The organism is Streptomyces sp. NPDC111516 (genome assembly GCF_055635345.1).
Genome location: NZ_JBVKBV010000004.1, coordinates 313,668 through 335,095, shown reverse-complemented (window position 1 = coordinate 335,095; position 21,428 = coordinate 313,668). Strand labels below are relative to the sequence as shown.

20 protein-coding genes are annotated in these 21,428 nt (G+C 69.5%); 12 read left to right on the top strand and 8 right to left on the bottom strand.

From position 1 onward, the window contains the following. The first annotated feature begins 4 nt into the window (after positions 1–4). The 8 genes from ACZ7L9_RS11825 to ACZ7L9_RS11790 all read left to right on the top strand — a co-directional run bounded on the left by ACZ7L9_RS11825 (position 5) and on the right by ACZ7L9_RS11790 (position 6,727). The gene (locus tag ACZ7L9_RS11825; RefSeq protein WP_471414539.1) at positions 5–481 is read left to right on the top strand and encodes a succinate dehydrogenase hydrophobic membrane anchor subunit; all 477 of its coding nucleotides are present in this window, start codon (positions 5–7) and stop codon (positions 479–481) included. 29 nt (positions 482–510) lie between these two features. Then, complete coding sequence (sdhA, locus tag ACZ7L9_RS11820) at positions 511–2,271, top strand: succinate dehydrogenase flavoprotein subunit (RefSeq protein WP_471414537.1); 1,761 nt, start codon at positions 511–513, stop codon at positions 2,269–2,271. Further along, a complete protein-coding gene (locus ACZ7L9_RS11815) occupies positions 2,271–3,038 on the top strand; it encodes a succinate dehydrogenase iron-sulfur subunit (RefSeq protein WP_384452180.1) in 768 nt (255 codons plus the stop codon). The genes sdhA and ACZ7L9_RS11815 overlap by 1 nt, the downstream gene beginning before the upstream one ends. A gap of 181 nt (positions 3,039–3,219) precedes the next feature. Then, entirely contained in the window at positions 3,220–3,813 is a 594-nt protein-coding gene (locus ACZ7L9_RS11810; protein ID WP_471414536.1) for a hypothetical protein, read from the top strand. A 12-nt stretch (positions 3,814–3,825) separates the two neighbouring features. After that, positions 3,826–4,638, top strand: a complete 813-nt coding sequence (locus ACZ7L9_RS11805; protein ID WP_471414534.1) for a hypothetical protein — start codon at positions 3,826–3,828, stop codon at positions 4,636–4,638. A gap of 487 nt (positions 4,639–5,125) precedes the next feature. Then, on the top strand, positions 5,126–5,557 hold the full coding sequence (locus tag ACZ7L9_RS11800) for a hypothetical protein (RefSeq protein ID WP_471414532.1): 432 nt from the start codon (positions 5,126–5,128) through the stop codon (positions 5,555–5,557). 7 nt (positions 5,558–5,564) lie between these two features. Beyond that, positions 5,565–5,993: a thiol-disulfide oxidoreductase DCC family protein gene (locus ACZ7L9_RS11795; protein ID WP_471414531.1), complete on the top strand. Its 429-nt coding sequence runs from the start codon at positions 5,565–5,567 to the stop codon at positions 5,991–5,993. Between the two features lie 23 nt (positions 5,994–6,016). Further along, positions 6,017–6,727 carry a TetR/AcrR family transcriptional regulator gene (locus ACZ7L9_RS11790; RefSeq protein WP_471414529.1) on the top strand — a complete coding sequence of 237 codons (711 nt, stop codon included), beginning with the start codon at positions 6,017–6,019 and terminating at the stop codon, positions 6,725–6,727. A 28-nt stretch (positions 6,728–6,755) separates the two neighbouring features. On the opposite strand, the gene ACZ7L9_RS11785 is transcribed toward ACZ7L9_RS11790, so the two are convergent. The 3 genes from ACZ7L9_RS11785 to ACZ7L9_RS11775 all read right to left on the bottom strand — a co-directional run bounded on the left by ACZ7L9_RS11785 (position 6,756) and on the right by ACZ7L9_RS11775 (position 10,090). Beyond that, positions 6,756–8,312 carry an ABC transporter substrate-binding protein gene (locus tag ACZ7L9_RS11785; RefSeq protein WP_471414528.1) on the bottom strand — a complete coding sequence of 519 codons (1,557 nt, stop codon included), beginning with the start codon at positions 8,310–8,312 and terminating at the stop codon, positions 6,756–6,758. A 188-nt stretch (positions 8,313–8,500) separates the two neighbouring features. Then, positions 8,501–9,802, bottom strand: a complete 1,302-nt coding sequence (locus ACZ7L9_RS11780; RefSeq protein ID WP_471414526.1) for a metallophosphoesterase — start codon at positions 9,800–9,802, stop codon at positions 8,501–8,503. A gap of 42 nt (positions 9,803–9,844) precedes the next feature. Continuing rightward, entirely contained in the window at positions 9,845–10,090 is a 246-nt protein-coding gene (locus tag ACZ7L9_RS11775) for an SCO4848 family membrane protein (protein WP_471414525.1), read from the bottom strand. On the opposite strand from ACZ7L9_RS11775, the gene ACZ7L9_RS11770 reads away from it, so the two are divergent. Further along, the gene (locus tag ACZ7L9_RS11770) at positions 10,089–11,477 is read left to right on the top strand and encodes a D-alanyl-D-alanine carboxypeptidase family protein (RefSeq protein WP_471414524.1); all 1,389 of its coding nucleotides are present in this window, start codon (positions 10,089–10,091) and stop codon (positions 11,475–11,477) included. The genes ACZ7L9_RS11775 and ACZ7L9_RS11770 overlap by 2 nt on opposite strands. On the opposite strand, the gene ACZ7L9_RS11765 is transcribed toward ACZ7L9_RS11770, so the two are convergent. Next, on the bottom strand, positions 11,425–12,354 hold the full coding sequence (locus tag ACZ7L9_RS11765; RefSeq protein WP_471414522.1) for a YihY/virulence factor BrkB family protein: 930 nt from the start codon (positions 12,352–12,354) through the stop codon (positions 11,425–11,427). The genes ACZ7L9_RS11770 and ACZ7L9_RS11765 overlap by 53 nt on opposite strands. Positions 12,355–12,372: 18 nt before the next feature. After that, positions 12,373–14,001, bottom strand: a complete 1,629-nt coding sequence (locus ACZ7L9_RS11760) for an IS200/IS605 family accessory protein TnpB-related protein (protein WP_471414686.1) — start codon at positions 13,999–14,001, stop codon at positions 12,373–12,375. Positions 14,002–14,305: 304 nt separating this feature from the next. Between ACZ7L9_RS11760 and ACZ7L9_RS11755 the strand changes: the two genes are divergently transcribed. Further along, the gene (locus tag ACZ7L9_RS11755; RefSeq protein ID WP_471414520.1) at positions 14,306–15,655 is read left to right on the top strand and encodes an FAD-binding protein; all 1,350 of its coding nucleotides are present in this window, start codon (positions 14,306–14,308) and stop codon (positions 15,653–15,655) included. A gap of 117 nt (positions 15,656–15,772) precedes the next feature. Beyond that, on the top strand, positions 15,773–16,573 hold the full coding sequence (locus ACZ7L9_RS11750; RefSeq protein WP_471414518.1) for a decaprenylphospho-beta-D-erythro-pentofuranosid-2-ulose 2-reductase: 801 nt from the start codon (positions 15,773–15,775) through the stop codon (positions 16,571–16,573). Between the two features lie 455 nt (positions 16,574–17,028). Here ACZ7L9_RS11750 and ACZ7L9_RS11745 read toward each other — a convergent pair whose 3' ends face one another. Next, positions 17,029–17,619 carry a 2'-5' RNA ligase family protein gene (locus tag ACZ7L9_RS11745; protein WP_471414516.1) on the bottom strand — a complete coding sequence of 197 codons (591 nt, stop codon included), beginning with the start codon at positions 17,617–17,619 and terminating at the stop codon, positions 17,029–17,031. Positions 17,620–17,781: 162 nt separating this feature from the next. Further along, positions 17,782–18,795, bottom strand: a complete 1,014-nt coding sequence (gene trpS / locus ACZ7L9_RS11740; protein WP_471414514.1) for a tryptophan--tRNA ligase — start codon at positions 18,793–18,795, stop codon at positions 17,782–17,784. Positions 18,796–18,995: 200 nt separating this feature from the next. Between trpS and rocD the strand changes: the two genes are divergently transcribed. Then, the gene (gene rocD, locus ACZ7L9_RS11735; RefSeq protein ID WP_471414512.1) at positions 18,996–20,201 is read left to right on the top strand and encodes an ornithine--oxo-acid transaminase; all 1,206 of its coding nucleotides are present in this window, start codon (positions 18,996–18,998) and stop codon (positions 20,199–20,201) included. Between the two features lie 36 nt (positions 20,202–20,237). Here the strand turns inward: rocD and ACZ7L9_RS11730 are convergent, their stop codons facing one another. Beyond that, positions 20,238–21,422: a glutathionylspermidine synthase family protein gene (locus ACZ7L9_RS11730; RefSeq protein WP_471414511.1), complete on the bottom strand. Its 1,185-nt coding sequence runs from the start codon at positions 21,420–21,422 to the stop codon at positions 20,238–20,240. Positions 21,423–21,428: the final 6 nt, after the last annotated feature.

Here is a 21,428-nt window from a genome sequence, read left to right as displayed (position 1 = left end):
GCCAATGTCCACCGAGTCCCCCGCCGCGATCGGCTCCGTCGAGGGCGTCACTCTTTACGACGTCGAGAACCCGGCCCCGGTCATCGAGCCGCCGCGCACGCGGACCGGCAAGACCCCCAAGGGTTCGCGCACCAATTTCGAGATGTACGCCTGGCTCTTCATGCGCCTGTCGGGCATCGTCCTGGTCGTCCTGGTCCTGGGCCACCTGCTGATCCAGCTGGTGCTGGACGGCGGCGTCTCCAAGATCGGCTTCGCCTTCGTGGCGGGCCGCTGGGCCTCGCCGTTCTGGCAGCTCTGGGACCTGGCGATGCTGTGGCTGGCCATGCTGCACGGCGCCAACGGCCTCCGTACGGTCATCAACGACTACGCCGAACGGGACAACACCCGCTTCTGGCTGAAGATGCTGCTGTACACCGCCACGGTGTTCACCGTCCTGCTGGGCACGCTGGTGATCTTCACCTTCGACCCGAACATCCGCTAGGCGCCGGGCCAGAGGGACCAGAGGAAATCATGCAGATCCACAAGTACGACACCGTCATCGTCGGCGCCGGCGGCGCCGGTATGCGCGCGGCCATCGAGTCCACGAAGCGCAGCCGTACCGCCGTGCTCACGAAGCTCTACCCCACCCGCTCCCACACGGGCGCCGCGCAGGGCGGCATGGCCGCCGCGCTCGCCAACGTGGAGGAGGACAACTGGGAGTGGCACACCTTCGACACGATCAAGGGCGGCGACTACCTGGTCGACCAGGACGCCGCCGAGATCCTGGCGAAGGAGGCCATCGACTCCGTTCTCGACCTGGAGAAGATGGGCCTGCCGTTCAACCGCACCCCCGAGGGACGGATCGACCAGCGCCGCTTCGGCGGTCACAGCCGTAACCACGGCGAGGCCCCGGTCCGCCGGTCCTGCTACGCCTCGGACCGCACCGGCCACATGATCCTCCAGACGCTGTACCAGAACTGCGTCAAGGAGGGCGTGGAGTTCTTCAACGAGTTCTACGTCCTGGACCTCCTGCTCCAGGAGGACCCCGAGACCGGGCTGAAGAAGTCAGCGGGCGTCGTCGCGTACGAGCTGGCCACCGGCGAGATCCACGTCTTCCAGGCGAAGTCGATCATCTTCGCCTCCGGCGGCACCGGCAAGTTCTTCAAGGTGACGTCGAACGCGCACACCCTGACCGGTGACGGCCAGGCCGCCGCCTGGCGCCGCGGCCTGCCGCTGGAGGACATGGAGTTCTTCCAGTTCCACCCGACGGGCATCTGGCGCATGGGCATCCTGCTGACGGAGGGCGCCCGTGGTGAGGGCGGCATCCTCCGCAACAAGGACGGCGAGCGCTTCATGGAGAAGTACGCGCCCGTCATGAAGGACCTCGCGTCCCGTGACGTCGTGTCCCGCTCCATCTACACGGAGATCCGTGAGGGCCGCGGCTGTGGTCCCGAGGGCGACCACGTCTACCTCGACCTCACGCACCTGCCGCCGGAGCAGCTGGACGCCAAGCTCCCGGACATCACCGAGTTCGCGCGGACGTACCTCGGCATCGAGCCCTACACGGACCCGATCCCGATCCAGCCGACCGCGCACTACGCCATGGGCGGCATCCCGACCAACGTCGAGGGCGAGGTGCTGGCCGACAACACCACCGTCGTCCCGGGCCTGTACGCCGCCGGTGAGGTCGCGTGCGTCTCCGTGCACGGCGCCAACCGGCTGGGCACGAACTCGCTGCTCGACATCAACGTCTTCGGACGCCGCTCGGGCATCGGTGCCGCCGAGTACTCCGCGAAGAACGACTTCGTCGAGCTTCCCGAGAACCCGGCGCAGATGGTCGAGGAGCAGATCGAGCGGCTGCGCAACTCGACGGGCACCGAGCGGGTCGCCACGATCCGTCAGGAGCTGCAGGAGTGCATGGACGCCAACGTGATGGTGTTCCGCACCGAGCAGACCATCAAGACGGCCGTCGACAAGATCGCCGAGCTGCGCAGGCGTTACCTCGACGTGTCCATCCAGGACAAGGGCAAGCGGTTCAACACGGACCTCCTGGAGGCCATCGAGCTGGGCAACCTGCTCGACCTGGCCGAGGTCATGGCGACCTCCGCGCTGGCCCGCAAGGAGTCCCGCGGCGGTCACTACCGCGAGGACTACCCGAACCGCGACGACGTCAACTTCATGCGCCACACCATGGCGTACCGCGAGGTCGCGGCCGACGGCACCGAGTCGATCCGGCTCGACTACAAGCCGGTCGTCCAGACCCGCTACCAGCCGATGGAGCGTAAGTACTGATGGCTACCCCGACGATGGAAAAGGCCGGTCAGGCCGAGGCGGGCTTCGCCGACTCCCCGTACATCACGGCCACCTTCCGGATCCGCCGGTTCAACCCCGAGGTTTCCGACGAGGCCCAGTGGCAGGACTTCCAGGTCTCGATCGACCCGAAGGAGCGTGTTCTCGACGCCCTTCACAAGATCAAGTGGGAACTGGACGGCACCCTGACCTTCCGGCGCTCCTGCGCGCACGGCATCTGCGGCTCCGACGCGATGCGGATCAACGGCAAGAACAGGCTCGCCTGCAAGACACTGATCAAGGACCTGAGCCCGGAGAAGCCGATCACGGTCGAGGCCATCAAGGGCCTCACGGTCCTCAAGGACCTCGTGGTCGACATGGACCCGTTCTTCCAGGCCTACCGTGATGTCATGCCCTTCCTCATCACCAAGGGGAACGAGCCGACCCGTGAGCGTCTGCAGTCCGCCGAGGACCGCGAACGCTTCGACGACACCACCAAGTGCATCCTGTGCGCCGCGTGCACGTCCTCGTGCCCGGTGTTCTGGAACGACGGCCAGTACTTCGGCCCGGCGGCGATCGTCAACGCGCACCGCTTCATCTTCGACTCGCGCGACGAGGGCGGCGAGCAGCGCCTGGAGATCCTCAACGACCGTGACGGCGTGTGGCGTTGCCGCACCACCTTCAACTGCACGGACGCCTGCCCGCGTGGCATCGAGGTCACCAAGGCGATCCAGGAGGTCAAGCGGGCGCTGATCACGCGCCGCTTCTGACCGCCACTGGCGCACCAGTCGCATCCGGGGCCCCGTTTTCCGCACGAACCGTGCGGGAAGCGGGGTCTCTTGCTGCGCCGTCCGGGTCTTGACGGTACGGTCATGCGGAACCGGACACCGGTTCGCCGCCCCCGGCGCAGCAAGGCCCGGGGCGCGAAGGCTTGATCGAAAGCGGGGAAAGTTGAGCGATCCGAATCCGTACGCGGACGACTCATACAAGTGGGGGCCTCCCCAGCAGCCGGGCCGGCCGCCCACCGTCGCGGACGGCCAGGCGCACGGGCAGCCCGGCCCGGGCACTCCGGCCTACGGCTACCCGCAGCAGCCCGATTCGGCGGGCCGGCCCGGATACGGCTATCCCCCGGAGCAGGCGGGGCAGCCGACCATGCCGGGTTACGGCTACCCGCAGCAGCCGGGCCTGCCGCCCGGCGGGGGCACGCCGATGCTCACGTTCGGCGACATCACCGTCATGAACGACCAGATCGTGACACCGGCCGGCACGATGCCGCTCAAGGGCGCGGTGTGGACGGCCACGGACCTGTCGCGCACCGAGGAGAAGATCCCGACGGTCGCGATCGTGCTCGCGATCATCTTCGCGCTGCTCTGCCTGATCGGTCTGCTCTTCCTTCTGATGAAGGAGAAGAAGACGACCGGCTTCATCCAGGTCTCGGTGACCAGCGGGGGCAGGCACCACTCGACGATGATCCCGGCGACCGGCCCGGAGACCTTCCAGATGGTGATGGCCCAGATCAACACGGCCCGCTCGATGAGCATCTGACGGACCGCGGAGATGTCCCGCCTCCAGCACACCGTCACGGTCGTCGCGCTGGACCGCGACCTGCTCCACGCGTACGCCGGGCTGGTCTGCGATCTCGTCGAGTCCACCCGGGCCCGGGGCCAGGACATCGTGCTGCCGGACGGGCGGGCCCTGCACGGCCTGAGCCTGGTCAAGGGCCGCCATCTTGCGCCGGGTGCCCGTTACGAGCCCCTCGGCACCGACACCGAGGGGCTGGAGGCGACGGTGGTACGGGAGTGGCGGCGCACCGGTGCGCTCGCCGTGGAGCAACTGGTGCGGTCACCGGAGCTGAGCGTGCAGCTGGACGTGCGGCTGCGCACCCCCGAGCGCCCCGAGTCGCTGGAGATCGAGGGGCTGTTGCGGGGCCCGGAAGGGTCGGGTTCACTGCGCCGCGTGTCGGGGAGGGCGACGCTCGATCTGGCCGCCTGGTGGGCGGCTGCCGCGCTCGCGCCGGGGGCGCCCGCGGTGGCGCGCGCTCCGGCGGTGGTGCGGCTGAAGCACCGGTTGGGCGTCGCGCGGCTGCGTCTTGGGCCGCGGCCGGCGGAGGACGGCCGGTGGTACGTCGATGTCACGCTGACCGTGCAAGGCCGGTGGCTGCTCCGGCCGGTCGCCGCGTTCGCGATGCTGCTCGGGGGCGTGCCGCTGCGGCGCGGCTTCCGGTCCTCGGTGGAGCGGGCGGCCGAGCGGTGGGACGAGGCGCTCGGCCGCGTACGGGCGATGGATTCGGACGAACTCCGGGCGGAGCTGGCCGATTACGTGGTCAGGAACCCGGAGGACAAGACCGGTGAAGGGCGCGAAACCGGCTGAGCTCCCGGCGCCTCGGTTCCACCCGGCGCCTCGGCTCCACCCAGCGCCGCCCCGGTCCTCGGCGACCACCATGATGCGGCGCAGCATGTCGTCGAGCAGCGCGCGTTCTCGCCAACTCGCTGATGGCGGTGGTGAACAGCGCGACCCGGCCCGGCGGCCCGGTCCTCGCCGAGCCCTGATCCTCACTGCCGGCCCGGGCCGGTCCGGCCTCCTCGCCGCCCACGCGCCCGTCGTCGTGACCATCGCCGCGGCTACGCCCCGGCCCCGCTCGCGGCCTCGGCCCGGGGCACCGAAGTCCCCCTGGTCGTAGCCGCCGTGGCGGTCGGCGCGGCCTGCCCGGCAACGGCGGCGGCACCCGGCGCATGGCACTTCGGCGCACCCGGCAAGCAGACGGAGCGGGCCACCGAGGTACGGACTTGAACATGTTCAAAGACGGGTCTACAGTCCACGACAACAGCTTTTGAACGCGTTCAAGGGAGGGTGGGGCATGGACCTCACTGTTGTCGCGTACGTCATCTACCTACTGATCAGCGTGGCGCTCACCATCTGGGTCGCGCGCACGCTCAGCCGCAACGGCAGGGTGTTCCTCGCCGATGTGCTGCACGGGAACGAAAAGCTCGCCGATGCCGTCAACCACCTGCTGGTGGTCGGCTTCTACCTGATCAACCTGGGCTTCGTCACCCTCTACCTGAGGAACGACGACGGTGTCACCGACGCCCGCGGGCTCTTCGAGGCGCTCTCGGTGAAGCTCGGCGTGGTCCTGCTCGTCCTCGGCGTGCTGCACCTCGGCAACGTCTACGTGCTCAACAAGATCCGCCGCCGCGGTGTGATGGAGCGTGAGCAGACCCCGCCCGTGCCGCCGCAGGGCTGGACGGGGCCGGGCAACGGTCCGTGGGCCGCACCCGCCGCCAAGGCCTGAGCCCGCCATGGCGACCGGAACCGGCGGGCAGCGGCTGTCCGTCGAACGGCTCACGGTGCTGTACGACGCACAGTGCTCGCTCTGCGCCCACCTGCGCCAGTGGCTGCTGAAGCAGCGTCAGCTCGTCCCGCTCGACCTCGTCCCGGCCGCCTCCGAGGAGGCGCGCCGCCGCTTCCCCGGGCTCGACCACGCCGGGACGCTGGAGGAGATCACATTGGTCGGCGACGGGGGGCAGATCTACCGCGGGACCGACGCGTGGATCGTCTGCCTCTGGGCGCTGGCCGAACACCGGCCCAGGTCCCACTGGCTGACCACCCCGGCGGGCCGTCCGTTCGCCCGGGCGACCGTGCTCGCCGCCGCGAAGTACCGCTCGCTGACCGCGGCGCCGTGCGGTGACGGGGACGGCGCCTGCACGGTCCCCGGAACCGAGCACTGACCGGGGCGGATACCCTCGGGGCTGTGGTGAAGGAAGCGAAGGACGTGAAGGAAGTCAAGGCTCCCAAGAGCGAGCAGACCCGCACACTCATCCTCGAAACCGCGCTCCGGCTCTTCCAGGAACGCGGCTACGACAAGACGACGATGCGGGCGATCGCCCAGGAGGCCGGCGTCTCCGTCGGGAACGCCTACTACTACTTCACGAACAAGGAACACCTCGTCCAGGGCTTCTACGACCGGCTCGCCGCCGAACACGAAGCGGCGGTGCAGCCGGTCCTGGACGGCGACAAGGACCTCGCGGTGCGGATGCGCGGGGTCCTGCTCACCTGGCTGGACGTGGCGGAGCCGTACCACCGCTTCGCCGCCCAGTTCTTCAAGAACGCCGCCGACCCGGAGAGCCCGCTCAGCCCGTTCTCGGCGGAATCGGTCGCGGCCCGCGAGGCGGCGATCTCCATCCACCGGCGGTGCCTGGCCGGCTCCGACACCAAGACCGACCCCGAACTGGCCGAGCTGTTGCCGCAGTTGATGTGGCTGATACAGATGGGCCTGGTGCTGTACTGGGTGTACGACCGGACCGAGCACACCGAACGCAGCCGCCGCCTGGTCGAGCGCGCCGCCCCGATCGGTGCCCGCGCCATCGCACTCTCCCGGTACCGGGTGCTGCGACCGCTGGTGCGGCAGATTCACGAGGTGCTCGAGGAGTTCCTGCCCGGCGCCGCGAAGCGCCCGGCCTGAGAGGCGCCGGGTCCGGCCCGGCGGGCCGTCAGATCCGATCCAGCTCCCACAGGCGCCAGAGGCCGGTGCCGTCCGAGAGGTACTGCGAACCGGAGACATCGGTCGTGCTGACGACGTAGTCCTTCTTCTGCCACAACGGCACCAGCGGCACGTCCTCGCCGACGAGCGCCTGGAGCTCCTTGTAGTCCGCCGAGGTACGGCCGCGGTCGCTGTACTGCAGCGTGGCGCCGATCAGGGCGTCGATCTTCTTGCTGGAGTAGCCGTTGTGGAGGCTGCTGTCGTGGCCGACCAGCGGCTGACTGAAGGTGTCGGGGTCCGGGTAGTCGGGGAGCCAGCCGACGGTGTACGCGTCGTACTTGCCGGCCGCGTAATCCTTCTGGAACTGCTTCCAGTCGACGGGCTTGGCCGAGACCTTGAACAGTCCGGTCGCCTCCAGCTGGCGGCGCAGCTCCGCGGTCTCCTTCGCGTACGTCTCGTCGCCGCCGCGGTAGCCGAAGGTGAAGTGCAGCGGGGTCTGGACGCCGGCCTCCTGCATCAGCTTCTTGGCGCGCGCGAGATCGGGCGCGGGGTAGGCGTCGAAGAACGGTGTGCTGTGCCCGATGTAGCCCTGCGGGATCAGCGAATAGAGCGGTTCGACCGTGCCCTTGTAGATGTCGGTCACCAGCGGTCCGCGGTCGATGACCGAGGCGATGGCCTGCCGGACCTTCTTGTCGGCGAACGGGGAGCCGGCGCGGACGTTGAAGACGAGGTTGCGGATCTCGGCACTGTCCGCCTCGGTGACGCGCAGGTCGGGCTCGCCGGGGTTCAGCTCGGCGAGTGTGGCCGGCGGCAGCTGACGGTGCGTCACATCGAGCTGTCCGGACTTCCAGGCCGCCAGGAGCGCGTCCGACTCCTTGAAGTAGTGCACGGTGACCGGAACGCCGGTCTTCTTCAGCGCGCCCTTGTACAGGGGGTTGGGGACGAACTCGGCGAGGGCGCCGGGCCGGTACGACTTCAGGATGTACGGTCCCGAGCCGTCGACGCTGCTCCCGGACCGGAGCTTGTCCGCCGGGTACGACTCGCGGTCGACGATCGAACCGGCCCCCGTGGCGAGCTTCTGCGGAAAGGTCGCGTCACGCTTGGACAGGTTGAAGGTGATGGTCCGGCCCTCGGTCACCACGTTCTTGAGGCTCGGGAACAGCACCCACGGACCGACATCCTCCTTGATCCTGATCATGCGCTCGATGGAGTACTTGACATCGGCGGCAGTGACCTTGCGGCCGTTGGAGAAGGACAGGTCGTCACGCAGCTTGCACTGGTACGTCTGGAGCTTCTGGCCGATGAACCCACAGCTCTCGGCGGCGTCGAGCTCGGGGACGGTCGCCCCGGACTTGAACGTCAGGAGGGACTGGTAGACGTTGCTGTACATCGCCCAGGAACCGACGTCGTACGCACCCGCCGGGTCGAGCGAGGTGACTTCGTCCGTCGTACCGACCGCGATCGGGTCCTTGTTCACCTCGCCCGAGGGAAGCAGCTGCCAGGCGCCGACGCCTGCGATGACCAAAACCGCGAGAATCGCGAGAATCCGTATTCGGATCGACCGCATTGCCGTGCTCTCCCTTACCAGCCCCACCTCGGCGTTGCGCTCAGATACGCAGATCACCGCATGTTCGCGCTCACCCAATCACACGATTTTCACATCTGGAAGAGCAAATCAGGGACTCATAGCCTTTTGTTCGGCACTTGAAACCTTGAGTCCATCCACAGGATCCGCAACCAGTCATCGACGGAGCGTCAGGCCTGCCGGGAGGCGAGCTCCACGACGGTGATGTCGGAGGGTGCGCCGACCCGTACCGGTGGGCCCCAGGCACCCGCGCCGCGCGAGACGTAGAGCTGGGTGTCGCCGTATCGGTCGAGCCCGGCGACCGTGGGATTGGCCAGCTCGGCAACCAAGTTGCCCGGCCAGAGCTGGCCTCCGTGGGTGTGGCCGGAGAGCTGGAGGTCGACGCCGTGGGCGACGGCGTCGTCGATGACGACGGGCTGGTGGGCGAGGAGGACGGCGGCGCGGGCACGGTCCCGGTCACCGAGCGCGCGGTCGAAGTCGGGCCCCTGCCCCTCGCTCTCCCCGGCGACGTCATTGACGCCCGCGAGATCGAATCCGCCGATCTCGACCCGGGCATTCTCCAAGGGATGAAGTCCCAATTCCCTTACGTGATCAACCCATTGGGCGGCACCGGAGTAATACTCGTGATTACCGGTGACGAAGAAGCTGCCGTGGCGGGCGCTCAATCGCGCGAGCGGCTCCGCGGCCGGGCCGAGGTCGGCGACGGTTCCGTCGACGAGATCTCCCACGACGGCGACCAGGTCCGGCTGGGTCCTGTTGATCGTGTCGACGATCCGCCGGGTGTGGGCGCTGCCGAGGATCGGGCCGAGATGGATGTCGCTGACGACGGCGATCCGGAAGCCGTGCGCGGAGCGGGGCAGCTTGGCGAGCGGCACGGTGATCCGTTTGACCCGCGGCCCGCGCAGTACACCGTACGTGCCGTAGCCGACCGTGCCGAGCCCGGCGACGGCGGCTGCGCCCCCGACGGCCCGCGCGACGAACAGCCGGCGTGTGGGTGCGGCGGGGCGGTGGTCCGGGGCGGATGTGACGGCGACGAGGGTGTCGGTGGCGGGGGCGGCGGAGGTGTCACTGCCGACGGCCGCAGGCACAGCGGCCGATTCGGGCACTTCCACCACGGAAGGGTAATTCGTCCCATATGGCTCATTTGCGCGCTTCGCGAGAACCCGGCGCAGAATCGGCCGCACCACCTCACCCACCAGCAGAGCCAGCGTCAGGTACAGCAGCGCGGCCAGCCACAGATAGCCCGGCCAGGCCAGCACCCGCTGGAGCCAGAAGGGCGCGCCCGTACGGCCGGAGACCAGGGCGCCGACGCTCAGCAGCGGCAGGAGGTACGCGGCCACCGTGCCGGCTCCGCGCAGGGCGCTGCCCTCGGCCGTCGTGTCGCCGACGAAGCGGCGCCACAGATATCGGTGCACGCCGACGAGCAGCGCGAGCACCACGACCGCCGTCAGCGCGAGACCGGCCACTGCCATGTGCGACTCCTCCGCCCGTCGTGCGGCCTGTCGTGCGGCCTGTCAGGCACTTTCTCGGCGCAGAGCCCTGACGCCACGGAACCCGATCACACCGATGGCCGTCCCCAGGAGAAAGGACGTGATGGCGAGCAGCAGATGCACCCAGAAGTACGCAGTCGGGTCACCCGCGTCGTCGAAGGCGAGTCCGCTGCCGTCCTTCCACAGGTTCTTGACGAAAGTGACCCAGATGAACCAGCTCCACACCCCGAACGCGAGCAGGAACCAGGAGACCGGGCGGCTGAGCTTCATGGTTCCAGTATCCCGCCCGCGCTCCCGCGGCCTCGCCCGGGGTGGGCTGTCCCGGCGGCTCGCACGGCGGGTCAGCCCATCCATATCCCCATCCACATCTTCGCCCTGTACGTTTCCGACCGTGCTCGCTCTGAAAAAGATCGCTCTGACGATCACCTCTGCCGCCTTGTTGTCCACTTTTGTCGTCAGCCCGGCGTCGGCGGTCGACAAGGACACCTCCGACAACCAGCCGAAGCCGCCCGCCGACATGTCCCGGGTCGGTGGCGAACTGCTGGGCCGGACCGGTACGCAGGTGAAGCTGGGGCCCGGCGCCCCGGTACTGCCCGAGAAGCTCACGGGCAGGTCCTGGATCGTCGCGGACGCGGAGAACGGCCAGGTGCTCGCCTCGCACAACCCGCACTGGCGGCTGCCTCCCGCCTCCACCCTGAAGATGCTCTTCGCGGACACCGTGATGCCCGCGCTGCAGCCGAAGACCCGGACGTACACGGTGCGGGACAAGGACCTCGCGAATCTCGGCGAGGGCAGCAGCCTGGTCGGCGTCAAGGAGCACCTCGGCTACACGGTCCACGACCTGTGGCTCGGGGTGTTCCTGCGTTCGGGCAATGACGCGGTGCACGTGCTGTCCGCGATGTACGGCGGCGTCCCGAAGACCGTCGCCGCCATGCAGGCACACGCGGAGGAGTTGCAGGCGCTCGACACGACGGTGGTGTCGCCCGACGGGTACGACGCGCCCGACCAGGTCTCCAGCGCGTACGACCTGACGCTGTTCGCCCGCAGCGGCCTGCAGAAGGCGGACTTCCGGGAGTACTGCTCGACGGCCCAGGCGCAGTTCCCCGGCGCGGAGAAGAAGAACGGGAAGCGTCAGAGCTTCGGGATCCAGAACACCAACCGGCTGCTCACCGGTGCGGACGGCGTCGACCCGTACAAGGGCATCGCGGGTGTCAAGAACGGCTACACCACCCACGCGGGCAACACCTTCACGGGCGTCGCCGAACGCGACGGCAGGGTGCTGCTCGTCACCGTCATGAACCCCTCGTCCAAAGAGCCGCACAGCGTCTACAAGGAGGCCGCCGACCTCCTCGACTGGGGCTTCGACGCGAGCGGCAAGGTGACCCCGGTGGGGGAACTGGTGCCGCCGAGGTCCGCCAGTACCGGAACGGACACCGGGACCGGGACGGGGAAGGAGTCGGCGGCGAACGGGAAGAGCGGTGGCAGCAACGGCTCCTCGCCCGCCACCGATGCCGCCGCCTCGACCGGCGGGGGCGGCGGCATCTGGATCGCGCTGGGTATCACCGGAGGCGTCCTGGTGCTGCTGACCGGCGCGGCGTTCCTGGTCAACCGGCGCTGGCCGCTGCCGGACCTGGTGCGTCGCCTCCCTCGTCGCTGACGGCCGCCGCGCCCTTCCCGCCGTCCTCGCTGCTCCGCGTCGCCGTCCAGGCGGCGCAGAACAGCAGCAGCTTCGCGGTGAGGTTGATCCACAGCTGCAGTGCGACCGGCACGCCGAAGGCGCCGTACATGCTCTTCGCCGCGACGCCCTTCATGTAGCCGCCGAGCAGCAGCTTGAGCGCCTCGAAGCCGATCGCGCCGATCACCCCGGCGACCAGCAGCCTGCGCCGCGGGGGCTCGACGCCGGGCAACAGCGTCAGCAGATACAGCAGCAGCAGGAAGTCGGCGAGGGCCGCCACGACCAGGGCGGCCACCTGCAGCACCACACCGCCCGCGCCGTGGTTCGAGATATCCAGCAGGTCGGCGGTCCGGCCGACGGCGACGGACCCGGCCGAGGAGACGGCGAGCGTCGCGAGCGCCGCCCCGCCGAGACCGAGCAGCAGCCCGACGTCCTTGAGCTTACGGATGACGGGATTGCCCTGGTCCATGTCGTCCATGCCCCACACGGCGCGCAGACAGCCCCGCATCGCGCCGATCCAGCCGACGCCGGTGAGGAGCAGCAGCGCACCGGCGACCCCTCCGACCGTGCCCACGTGGGCCACCAGGTCGCTGACGCCGAGCTGCTCGGAGATGCCCGGCACCTGCTCGGTGAGCTCGTTCTCGATCCTGTGGAGCTGCTCGGTGGAGAGCAACGCGGCACCGATCGCCGCGCCGACCGCGATCAGCGGGAAGATCGCCAGGAAGCTGATGAAGGTGATCGCGGCGGCGAGCCTGGCCCAGTGGACCCGTTCGAGCGTCTCGTACGAGCGCCAGGCGTGCGTCGCCATCAGCCGGGAGACGATCGGCCCGATGACAGGGAGGTTTTTCAGCCAGTCCATGACGTACGACTACCGTTCCTAACCAGTGTGCATGAGTGAGTCCTGGACCCACTGTTGCGTACTGGGCGCATCCCGAACGGTGTTGGATGCACTGGGTTCCCGCTTTCGCTTCCCGCGCGGCGACGGCCCTCCAGGGGGCCGGTCCGTTGCGGGCAGGCGGGTTCCCTCACGCCCCCGGTCACCTCGTTCGGCCTGGGCGGTCCGATGCCCCGCACGATCACTCCGGTCGTGTGGGGGCGGTGCCGTCCGACGCCGGACCAGGTGCCCGAGGGCGCGTCGTCCGATCGCGATACCGGCGGCATCGTGACGGGACATCTTTCGTTTGGGGGTGGCCAGCGGTTTCTGCCAGTGCTGGGCACCCCACAGGGAGGTGTAGGCGGGGTCGACCGCGATAATGCTCAGGCCCTGTTCGGCGGCCATGGAGACCAGCCGGGCCTTGAGTCTGCCGGTCGGGATGCCGGAGATCAGCTGCCTGAATTGTTTCCTGCGGCCGTGTTTCTCGCGGGTCTTCTCGGTGGTGAAGTCGAGGTCCTCGATGCCGATCGCGGCGACACCAGTCTGCTTGGCCCAGTGCAGCAACCGGGTCAGTGCGTGGCGGATCTGTGCGTCGCGGTGAGCGGTGGTGTCGGACAGGTCGTAGGGGAAGCGGTGCGGGTCGCCGACGGGGTTACCGTGCGGGTCGAGGTGGTAGGCGGCGAAGTGGTCGGCGTTGGTATCGACACCGATCATGCCCCGGGCCCGGGCGGCCTCCAGCGAGATGGTCTGCACAATGGGGCGTTGCCAGGACGCGGTGAGGTACCAGCGGCCGCGCTCGGTGTCGAGGTGGATGCGGTAGGCGACCGCCCGGTTCGCGGTGACGCGGTCGGCCCACTCCACGCCCCGGTGCGCGAACGCCACGGTGGCGGTGAGTGTGTAGCGGCCGTGTTTGGTGTTGGCCAGGTGGGCGAGCGGGGCGGGCAGCTTGATGGACACTTCGCCGTCCGGGGTGACGCGGATGGTCTCGTTCCCGAACCTCTTGCCCGACTCACCGTCCGCGGCGATGAACCAGCGTTCCGCCTCCCAGCGCTCCCGCCACTGCTCTTCGTTGAGCTGGGCTTGGGTGAGGTGGTGGCGGGTGTTGAGGAGACGTTTGCCGCCCCGCACCACATGAACGCGTCCGGTTTGCCGGTCGGCGACAACGGCCGCATGCCGCGCCTCCAGCGCAGCCAGGCGCCGGGACTTCTGGAACCACTCACTCCGGGAGCGGTAGCCGCCCGGGGCCCGCTTCGTCCCGGGTTCCCCGATCGGAAGGGACAGGCGCTGCCGCAGCGTCCTGATCCCAGCTTCCAGTGTCTGGATGTGTGCGGCCTGGCAGCGGCGGGCCAGTGCCCACTGGTCGTGCGTGGCCTTGGTGATCGCACCCGCGATCCGTGACGACGACAGTGCGGTCAGGTCCCGCTTGCGCGACGCCCAGGTGTCCGCGCCGTGCTCCAGACCATCCGCACAGCGAGCCTTGAGATCACGCGAAGCCAGACGACCCTGATACTCACCGACCGCGCGGAGCACGTTCTCGTCCTGGGGCGTGAGGTGCTTCAGACGGTCCCGGACCGCCACCCCGCAAGGCCCCGGCACCACGAACGGCGCCGCCAACTCCCGCAAACCACCCACCACACCACCCCCTCCCACAACGCCGGACACCTGCCACCCAGCCCAACGAGCAACCACCGCCAAGGTCACCCATTCGGCCCCAGAACCTCCGTTCCCACCCCGCGAACCCACCGCCAGGACTCACTCCCGCTCACCACAACTCACTTCAGTGCAGCAAACCGGCAGCAGCTCGCAACCCTCCCGGGCACGGAAAACCGGAAACCCCTTGACTGCCGTGCGGGCTGACACTTCTTCAATCATCCATACCGGTGAGTGTTGTAACAAATCCCTCGAAAGGGTTTTCTCGGGCGATACGGTCACCGTCATGTCTGTCGACACCGTGTCCCTGACCGGCTGGGGCCGTACCGCTCCGACAACCGCCCTGCGCTTTCGCCCCCGTACCTACGAGGAAGCGGCGGCGACGGTACGCGGCTGCGGGCCCCGCGGCTCCATCGCCCGGGGCCTCGGCCGGGCCCACGGCGACGCCGCGCAGAACGCGGGCGGCTCCGTCCTCGACATGACCGCGCTGAACCGGATCCGCACCATCGACGCCGGGGCCGGCCTGGCGGTCTGCGACGCCGGGGTCAGCCTGCACCGGCTGATGGAAGTCCTGCTGCCGCTCGGCTGGTTCGTCCCCGTCTCGCCGACCACCCGCCAGGTCACCGTGGGCGGCGCGATCGGCACCGACGTCCACGGCCGCAACCATCACTTCTCCGGCTCCTTCTCGCGGCACGTCCAGGAGCTGGAGCTGCTGACCGCCGACGGCGAGATCCGTACGGTCCGGCCCGGCACCGACCTCTTCGACGCGACCACGGGCGGGCTGGGCCTGACGGGCGTGATCCTCTCGGCCACGCTGCGGCTCCACCGCGTGACCAGCTCATGGATGTCGGTCGACACCGAACGAGCCGTGGACCTGGACGACCTGCTGGCCAGGCTCTCCGCCGGGGACCACCGCTACCGCTACTCGGCCGCCTGGGTCGATCTGCTCGCCCGCGGCCGGGCGACCGGGCGCTCCGTACTCACCCGAGGGGAGCACGTACCACGGTACGCGCTCCCGGCGCGAGCCCGGCGCGCACCGCTCGCGTTCCGCCCCGGACGGTTGCCGGCGGCACCCGCCCTCGTACCGGAAAGGCTGCTCGGCCGCACGTCCGTCGCCCTCTTCAACGAGTTCCGGTACCGCAGCGCCCCCACGTACCGCATCGGCGAACTCCAGAGACTGTCCACGTTCTTCCACCCCCTGGACGGCCTGCCGCACTGGAACCGGATCCACGGCCGCGGTGGATTCGTGCGGTACCAGTTCGTCGTCGGACACGGCCAGGAGGAGGCGCTGCGCCGGATCGTGCGCCGGATCTCGCAGCGGCGCTGCCCGTCGTCCCTCGCCGTCCTCAAGCGGTTCGGCGCGGGGGACCCGGGCTGGCTGTCGTTCCCGATTCCCGGCTGGGCGCTCGCGCTCGATCTGCCCGCCGCGCTGCCGGGCCTGGCCGGGTTCCTGGACTCGTTGGACGAGGAGGTGGCGCGGGCGGGGGGCCGGGTCTGCCTGGCGAAGGACTCCCGGCTGCGGCCGGAGATGCTGGCGGCGATGTATCCGCGGCTGGCCGAATTCCGGTCGCTGCGCGCCGAGCTGGACCCGAACGGGGCCTTCCGCTCGGACCTGTCCCGCCGCTTGGCCCTGTGACGGCGGCGCCTGCGCCGTGATCAGCGTGACGGGCGCGACCGCTACGGCCGCTGTGGCCACTGCGGCCTTCCGCCGTCTTCCGCTCTCCCGTTCCCCTCGTCTGCAAGGAGTGTTCCCGTGAAGGACGCCTTCGGTGCCCCGCAGTCCCTGCTCGTCCTCGGTGGCACGTCCCGGATCGCGCTCGCCACCGCACGCCGGCTGATCGCCCGCCGGACCCGTACGGTCTGGCTGGCCGGCCGCCCCTCCCCCGCCCTCGACTCGGCCGCCGCCGAACTGCGCGCCCGGGGCGCCGACGTCCGTACGGTCGATTTCGACGCCCTCGACTCCGCGTCCCACGAGACCACGCTCGGCAAGATCTTCGCCGAGGGCGACATCGACATGGTGCTCCTCGCCTTCGGTATCGCGGGCGACCAGGAGCGTGACGAGGAGGAGCCGCTCTTCGCGGTCCGGGTCGCGCAGACCAACTACACGGGGGCCGTCTCCGCCGGCCTGGTGTGCGCGGGCGCGCTCCAGGCGCAGGGGCACGGATCGCTGGTGGTGCTGTCCTCGGTGGCCGGCGAACGGGTCCGCCGGGCCGACTTCATCTACGGCTCCAGCAAGGCGGGCCTGGACGCGTTCACGCAGGGCCTGGGGGACGCGCTGCGGGGCACGGGGGTGCATGTGATGGTCGTACGTCCCGGAGTCGTCCGGCCGAGAACGGCGGTCCGCCCCGCGACGCTGCGGCTCACCGCGGCACGGTTCGCCGCCGCCCCGCTGGAGGCGTCGTCTCTCGTCACGACCCCCGACGAGGTCGCGGCAGCAATCGTGACGGGGCTGCGGCGGCGTTCGGAGACGGTGTGGGCGCCGGGGTCGCTGCGGGTGGTGATGTCGGCACTGCGGCATGTGCCGCGCCCGCTGTTCCGGCGGCTGCCGGTCTGAGCGGGCGGGCGTGGGGGCTCGCGAAAAAGCGAGGGGCGCTCAAGGAGTGGAAGGGGCCTGCTCAGAGCCTGTCGGATGACCTTCGATCGGAAAGCGGACGCGGTCTGGTGCGTGCGATTCCAAGGCGCCGGAAGGTCCTCGGATGGGGTCTCCCCTGCTCCTTGAGAGCTTGGGGAAGGAGCTACCAGGGCGTTTCGGCAACGCGGAAGGGGGTCCCCCCTGGCCCTTAGAGGAGCTCACAAAATGGGAGTCCGATCAGCTCGCGGCGTCTGGTGCGTGCGATCGCAAGGCGCTGGAAGGTCCTTGTAGCGGAGCTACTAGGGCGTTTCGGCAACGCAGCGAGCGTGCGTGCCAGGCGTCGCGAGCCGGGCGCCCATTTTGTGAGCTCCTCTTAAGGCCTTGGGGGAGTGCGTGCCAGGGCGTGGCCGCCCGATCAGAGGTCACCCGACAGGCTCTCAGGGCTGCAGAGAGGGCTCGTCCACGGAGGAGCCGCCCTGCGCGGGCACGGCGGGCGCGTCGTCCCCGGCACGGAACGGGAACTCGTTGATCTTGCGCCAGACGCTGTCCGGGCCCTGCTCGTACAGCGCGAAGGAACCGCAGGTCCAGGCGGCCTCGTAGTCGGAGAGCTCCTCGTACGCCCGGTCCATCGCCTGCTCGGGGATGTCGTGCGCCACGGTGACATGCGGGTGGTACGGGAACTGGAGCTCACGCACCAGCGGCCCGGAGGCGTCCCGCACCCGCTTCTGCAGCCACGTGCAGGCCGAGACCCCTTCGACGACCTGGACGAAGACGACCGGCGAGAGGGGACGGAAGGTCCCCGTGCCGGACAGCCGCATCGGGAAGGGGCGGCCGCCCGTCGCGATCTGGGCGAGATGCGCCTCGATCGCTGGCAGGTCGGCCGCCGCGGCCTCGGTCGGCGGGAGAAGCGTGACGTGGGTGGGAATGCCGTACGCGGCAGGATCCCCGAAGCTCGCGCGCCGCTCCTGGAGCAGGCTGCCGTAGGGCTCCGGGACCGCGATCGAAACGCCGAGCGTAACGGTCCCCACGTCGTTCTCCTCAATCCTCGATGTCGATGGCCCCCGGTGGCCGAGGGCCCTCGGGGACCGATGGTCCTCGATGATCGATGGCCTGCTCTCGGCCATCCACCGGATCAACTTCCCGTCGCAAGTGTGACGCCTGCGACCGCGAAACCGCCAGGGTCCTTGGACTCAGTGCTTCGCGGGCAGAAAGCCCATCCGGTCGTACGTCCGGGCCAGGGTCTCGGCCGCGACGGAGCGGGCCTTCTCCGCGCCCTTGGCCAGGATCGAGTCCAGGGTCTCCGGGTCGTCCAGGTATTCCTGGGTGCGGGCGCGGAACGGTGTGACGAACTCGACCACGACCTCGGCGAGGTCGGTCTTGAGCGCACCGTAGCCCTTGCCCTCGTACTTCTGCTCCAGATCCGCGACACCGGTGCCGGTGAGCGTGGAGTAGATGGTCAGCAGGTTGCTGACGCCGGGCTTCTCGGCCCGGTCGAAGCGGATGACCGTGTCGGTGTCGGTGACCGCGCTCTTCACCTTCTTGGCGGTGGCCTTGGGCTCGTCGAGAAGGCTGATCAGTCCCTTCGGGGTGGCCGCCGACTTGCTCATCTTCGCCGACGGGTCCTGAAGGTCGTAGATCTTCGCCGTCTCCTTGAGGATGTACGGGTCCGGCACCGTGAACGTGTCGCCGTAGCTGCCGTTGAACCGCTCGGCGAGGTTACGGGTCAGCTCAAGGTGCTGGCGCTGGTCCTCGCCGACCGGGACCTGGTCGGCCTGGTACAGCAGGATGTCGGCGACCATCAGCATCGGGTACGTGAAGAGACCGACCGTGGTGCGGTCGGCACCCTGCTTGGCGGACTTGTCCTTGAACTGCGTCATACGGGACGCCTCGCCGAAGCCGGTGAGGCAGTTCATCACCCAGCCGAGCTGGGCGTGCTCGGGAACATGGCTCTGGACGAAGAGCGTGCAGCGCTCCGGGTCGAGACCGGCGGCGAGGAGCTGGGCGACGGCGAGCCGGGTGTTCGCGCGCAGCTCCGCGGGGTCCTGCGGAATGGTGATCGCATGCAGGTCCACGACCATGTAGAAGGCGTCGTGGGATTCCTGCAGCGCCACCCACTGGCGGACCGCACCGAGGTAGTTGCCGAGGTGGAACGAGCCTGCGGTGGGCTGGATTCCGGAGAGCACGCGGGGGCGTTCAGAGGCCATGGGACCCATTGTCTCAGGTACGGACCCGATCTCCGGCAGCCGGTGGGGAAGGCATACCCGCGAGGTGGGGAGGGCGGCCGGAGCCGTACCGCAGTGGCCGGGCGCGCCGTGATGTGAAGGTTTCCTCGACAGGGTTCCGACCGACGATACAAAGTGGGCACCATCCCCCCCGCCCACGCCGCACGACGAACGGAGATCCCGTGTCGACCACGGAAACTGCCATCGCCTCCGCCGAGGCGCACAGCGCACACAACTACCATCCGCTGCCCGTCGTCGTCGCCTCGGCGGACGGAGCCTGGATGACCGATGTCGAGGGCCGGCGCTATCTCGACATGCTCGCCGGATATTCGGCGCTCAACTTCGGTCACGGCAACCGGCGCCTGCTCGACGCGGCCAAGGCCCAGCTGGAGCGGGTGACCCTCACCTCGCGCGCCTTCTACCACGACCGGTTCGCCGATTTCTGTACGCAGCTCGCCGAGCTGTGCGGCATGGAGACGGTGCTGCCGATGAACACCGGCGCGGAGGCCGTGGAAACCGCGGTGAAGACGGCCCGCAAGTGGGGCTACCGGGTGAAGGGCGTCCCGGACGGCATGGCGAAGATCATCGTCGCCGCGAACAACTTCCACGGCCGTACGACCACGATCATCAGCTTCTCCACGGACCCGGAGGCGCGGGAGGACTTCGGCCCCTACACGCCGGGGTTCCAGATCGTGCCGTACGGGGATCTGACCGCGCTCTCGGAGGCGATGACCGAGAACACCGTGGCGGTGCTGCTGGAGCCGATCCAGGGCGAGGCGGGGGTTCTGGTGCCGCCGCCCGGCTATCTCCCCCGGGTGCGCGAGCTCACCCGCGAGCGGAACGTGCTGTTCATCGCGGACGAGATCCAGTCGGGCCTGGGCCGGACCGGGAAGACCTTCGCCTGTGAGCACGAGGGTGTCGTGCCGGACATGTATGTGCTCGGCAAGGCGCTGGGCGGTGGTGTGGTGCCGGTGTCGGCGGTCGTCTCCTCGCAGGACGTGCTCGGGGTGTACCGGCCCGGCGAGCACGGTTCGACGTTCGGCGGGAACCCCCTCGCGTGCGCGGTCGCGCTGGAGGTCATCGCGATGCTCCGTACCGGCGAATTCCAGCAGCGGGCGACCGAGCTGGGCGAACACCTCCACCAGGAGCTGGGGCTGCTGCTGAGCGGGGGCGCGGTGACGGAGGTACGGGGACGCGGGCTCTGGGCGGGCGTCGACATCGCGCCGAGCCACGGCACCGGCCGGGAGATCTCCGAGAAGCTGATGGACCGTGGGGTGCTGGTCAAGGACACCCATGGCTCGACGATCCGGATCGCCCCGCCGCTGGTGATCAGCAAGGAGGACCTGGACTGGGGGCTGGAGCAGCTCCGCGGCGTCCTGCGCGGCTGAGCCCGGGCGCCTGGGCTTGCCGGGGCGGGACAGGGCCTAGAGGATGACGTGGGGCAGGAAGCGGGCGTACTCGTCCGTGACCAGCCCCGCCGATTCCCGGATGCCGAGCCCGGCCGCCTCGTCCTCGACGACCCACGCCCCCAGTACCACCCGGTTGCCGTCGAAGTCCGGCAGTGCCGCCAGTTCCTGATAGCAGCACGGCTCGTCCCGCAGCACGGCAGGGCTTCCCGGCTCATGAATCGTGACCCCGGCCCCCTCCCGGCCGAGCAGCGGCTTGGCGACGTATCCCGCACCCGCCCCCGCGAGTTCGCGCGGGCCGTCGAGGTAGGCGGGCAGCAGATTCGGGTGGCCCGGGTAGAGCTCCCAGAGGATCGCCAGGAGCGCCTTGTTGGAGAGGAGCATCTTCCAGACGGGCTCGATCCAGCAGGTGGTACCCGTGCCGCCGCCGTTGTCGAGGGTGTCCAGTACGTGCGGCCCGAACCGGTCGGTCGCCAGCCATTCCCACGGGTACAGCTTGAAGCAGCTGCGGATGAAGCGGAGCCGCTCGTCCACGAACCGTCCGGCCAGCCGGTCCCAGCCGATCCGTTCGACGGAGAGCGCCTCCGTGTCGATACCGGCCTGTTCGGCGGTCTCCCGCAGATAGGCGACGGTCATCAGGTCCTCGCCCAGCTCGTCCCCGTCGGAGTGCGCGAAGTGCAGCGGTCCCGGCGGCAGCAGGGCGGCCTGCCGCTGCCACGCCGCGACGAGACGTTCGTGCAGGGAGTTCCACTGGTCGGCGCCCGGGAAACGGGCCTCCATCCAGAACCACTGGGCGCTCGCGGCCTCCACCAGGGAGGTGGGGGTGTCAGCGTTGTACTCCAGCATCTTCGCCGGGCCGGTTCCGTCGTACCGGAGGTCGAACCTGCCGTACAGGGACGGCAGTTCGTCCCGGCGTCGCCAGGACTGGGCGATCAGCGCGGACAGCCGGGGGTCGGTGATGCCGAGCTCCGCGAAGCGCTCCCGCTCCACGATGTGCGCGGCCGCGGCCAGGCACATGGTGTGCAGTTCCTCGACGGCGTCCTCCAGCGCCTCGACCTCGGGCAGCGAGAAGACGTAGTAGGCGCTCTCGTCCCAGTACGCGCGCAGGGACCCGTCCGGGTAGCGGGTGAGCGGGTAGACGAGCCCCTGCTCCTCCACCGTCCGCTGCCAGTCGGGACGCGGTCGCATGGTGCGGCGTTCCATGCCGGT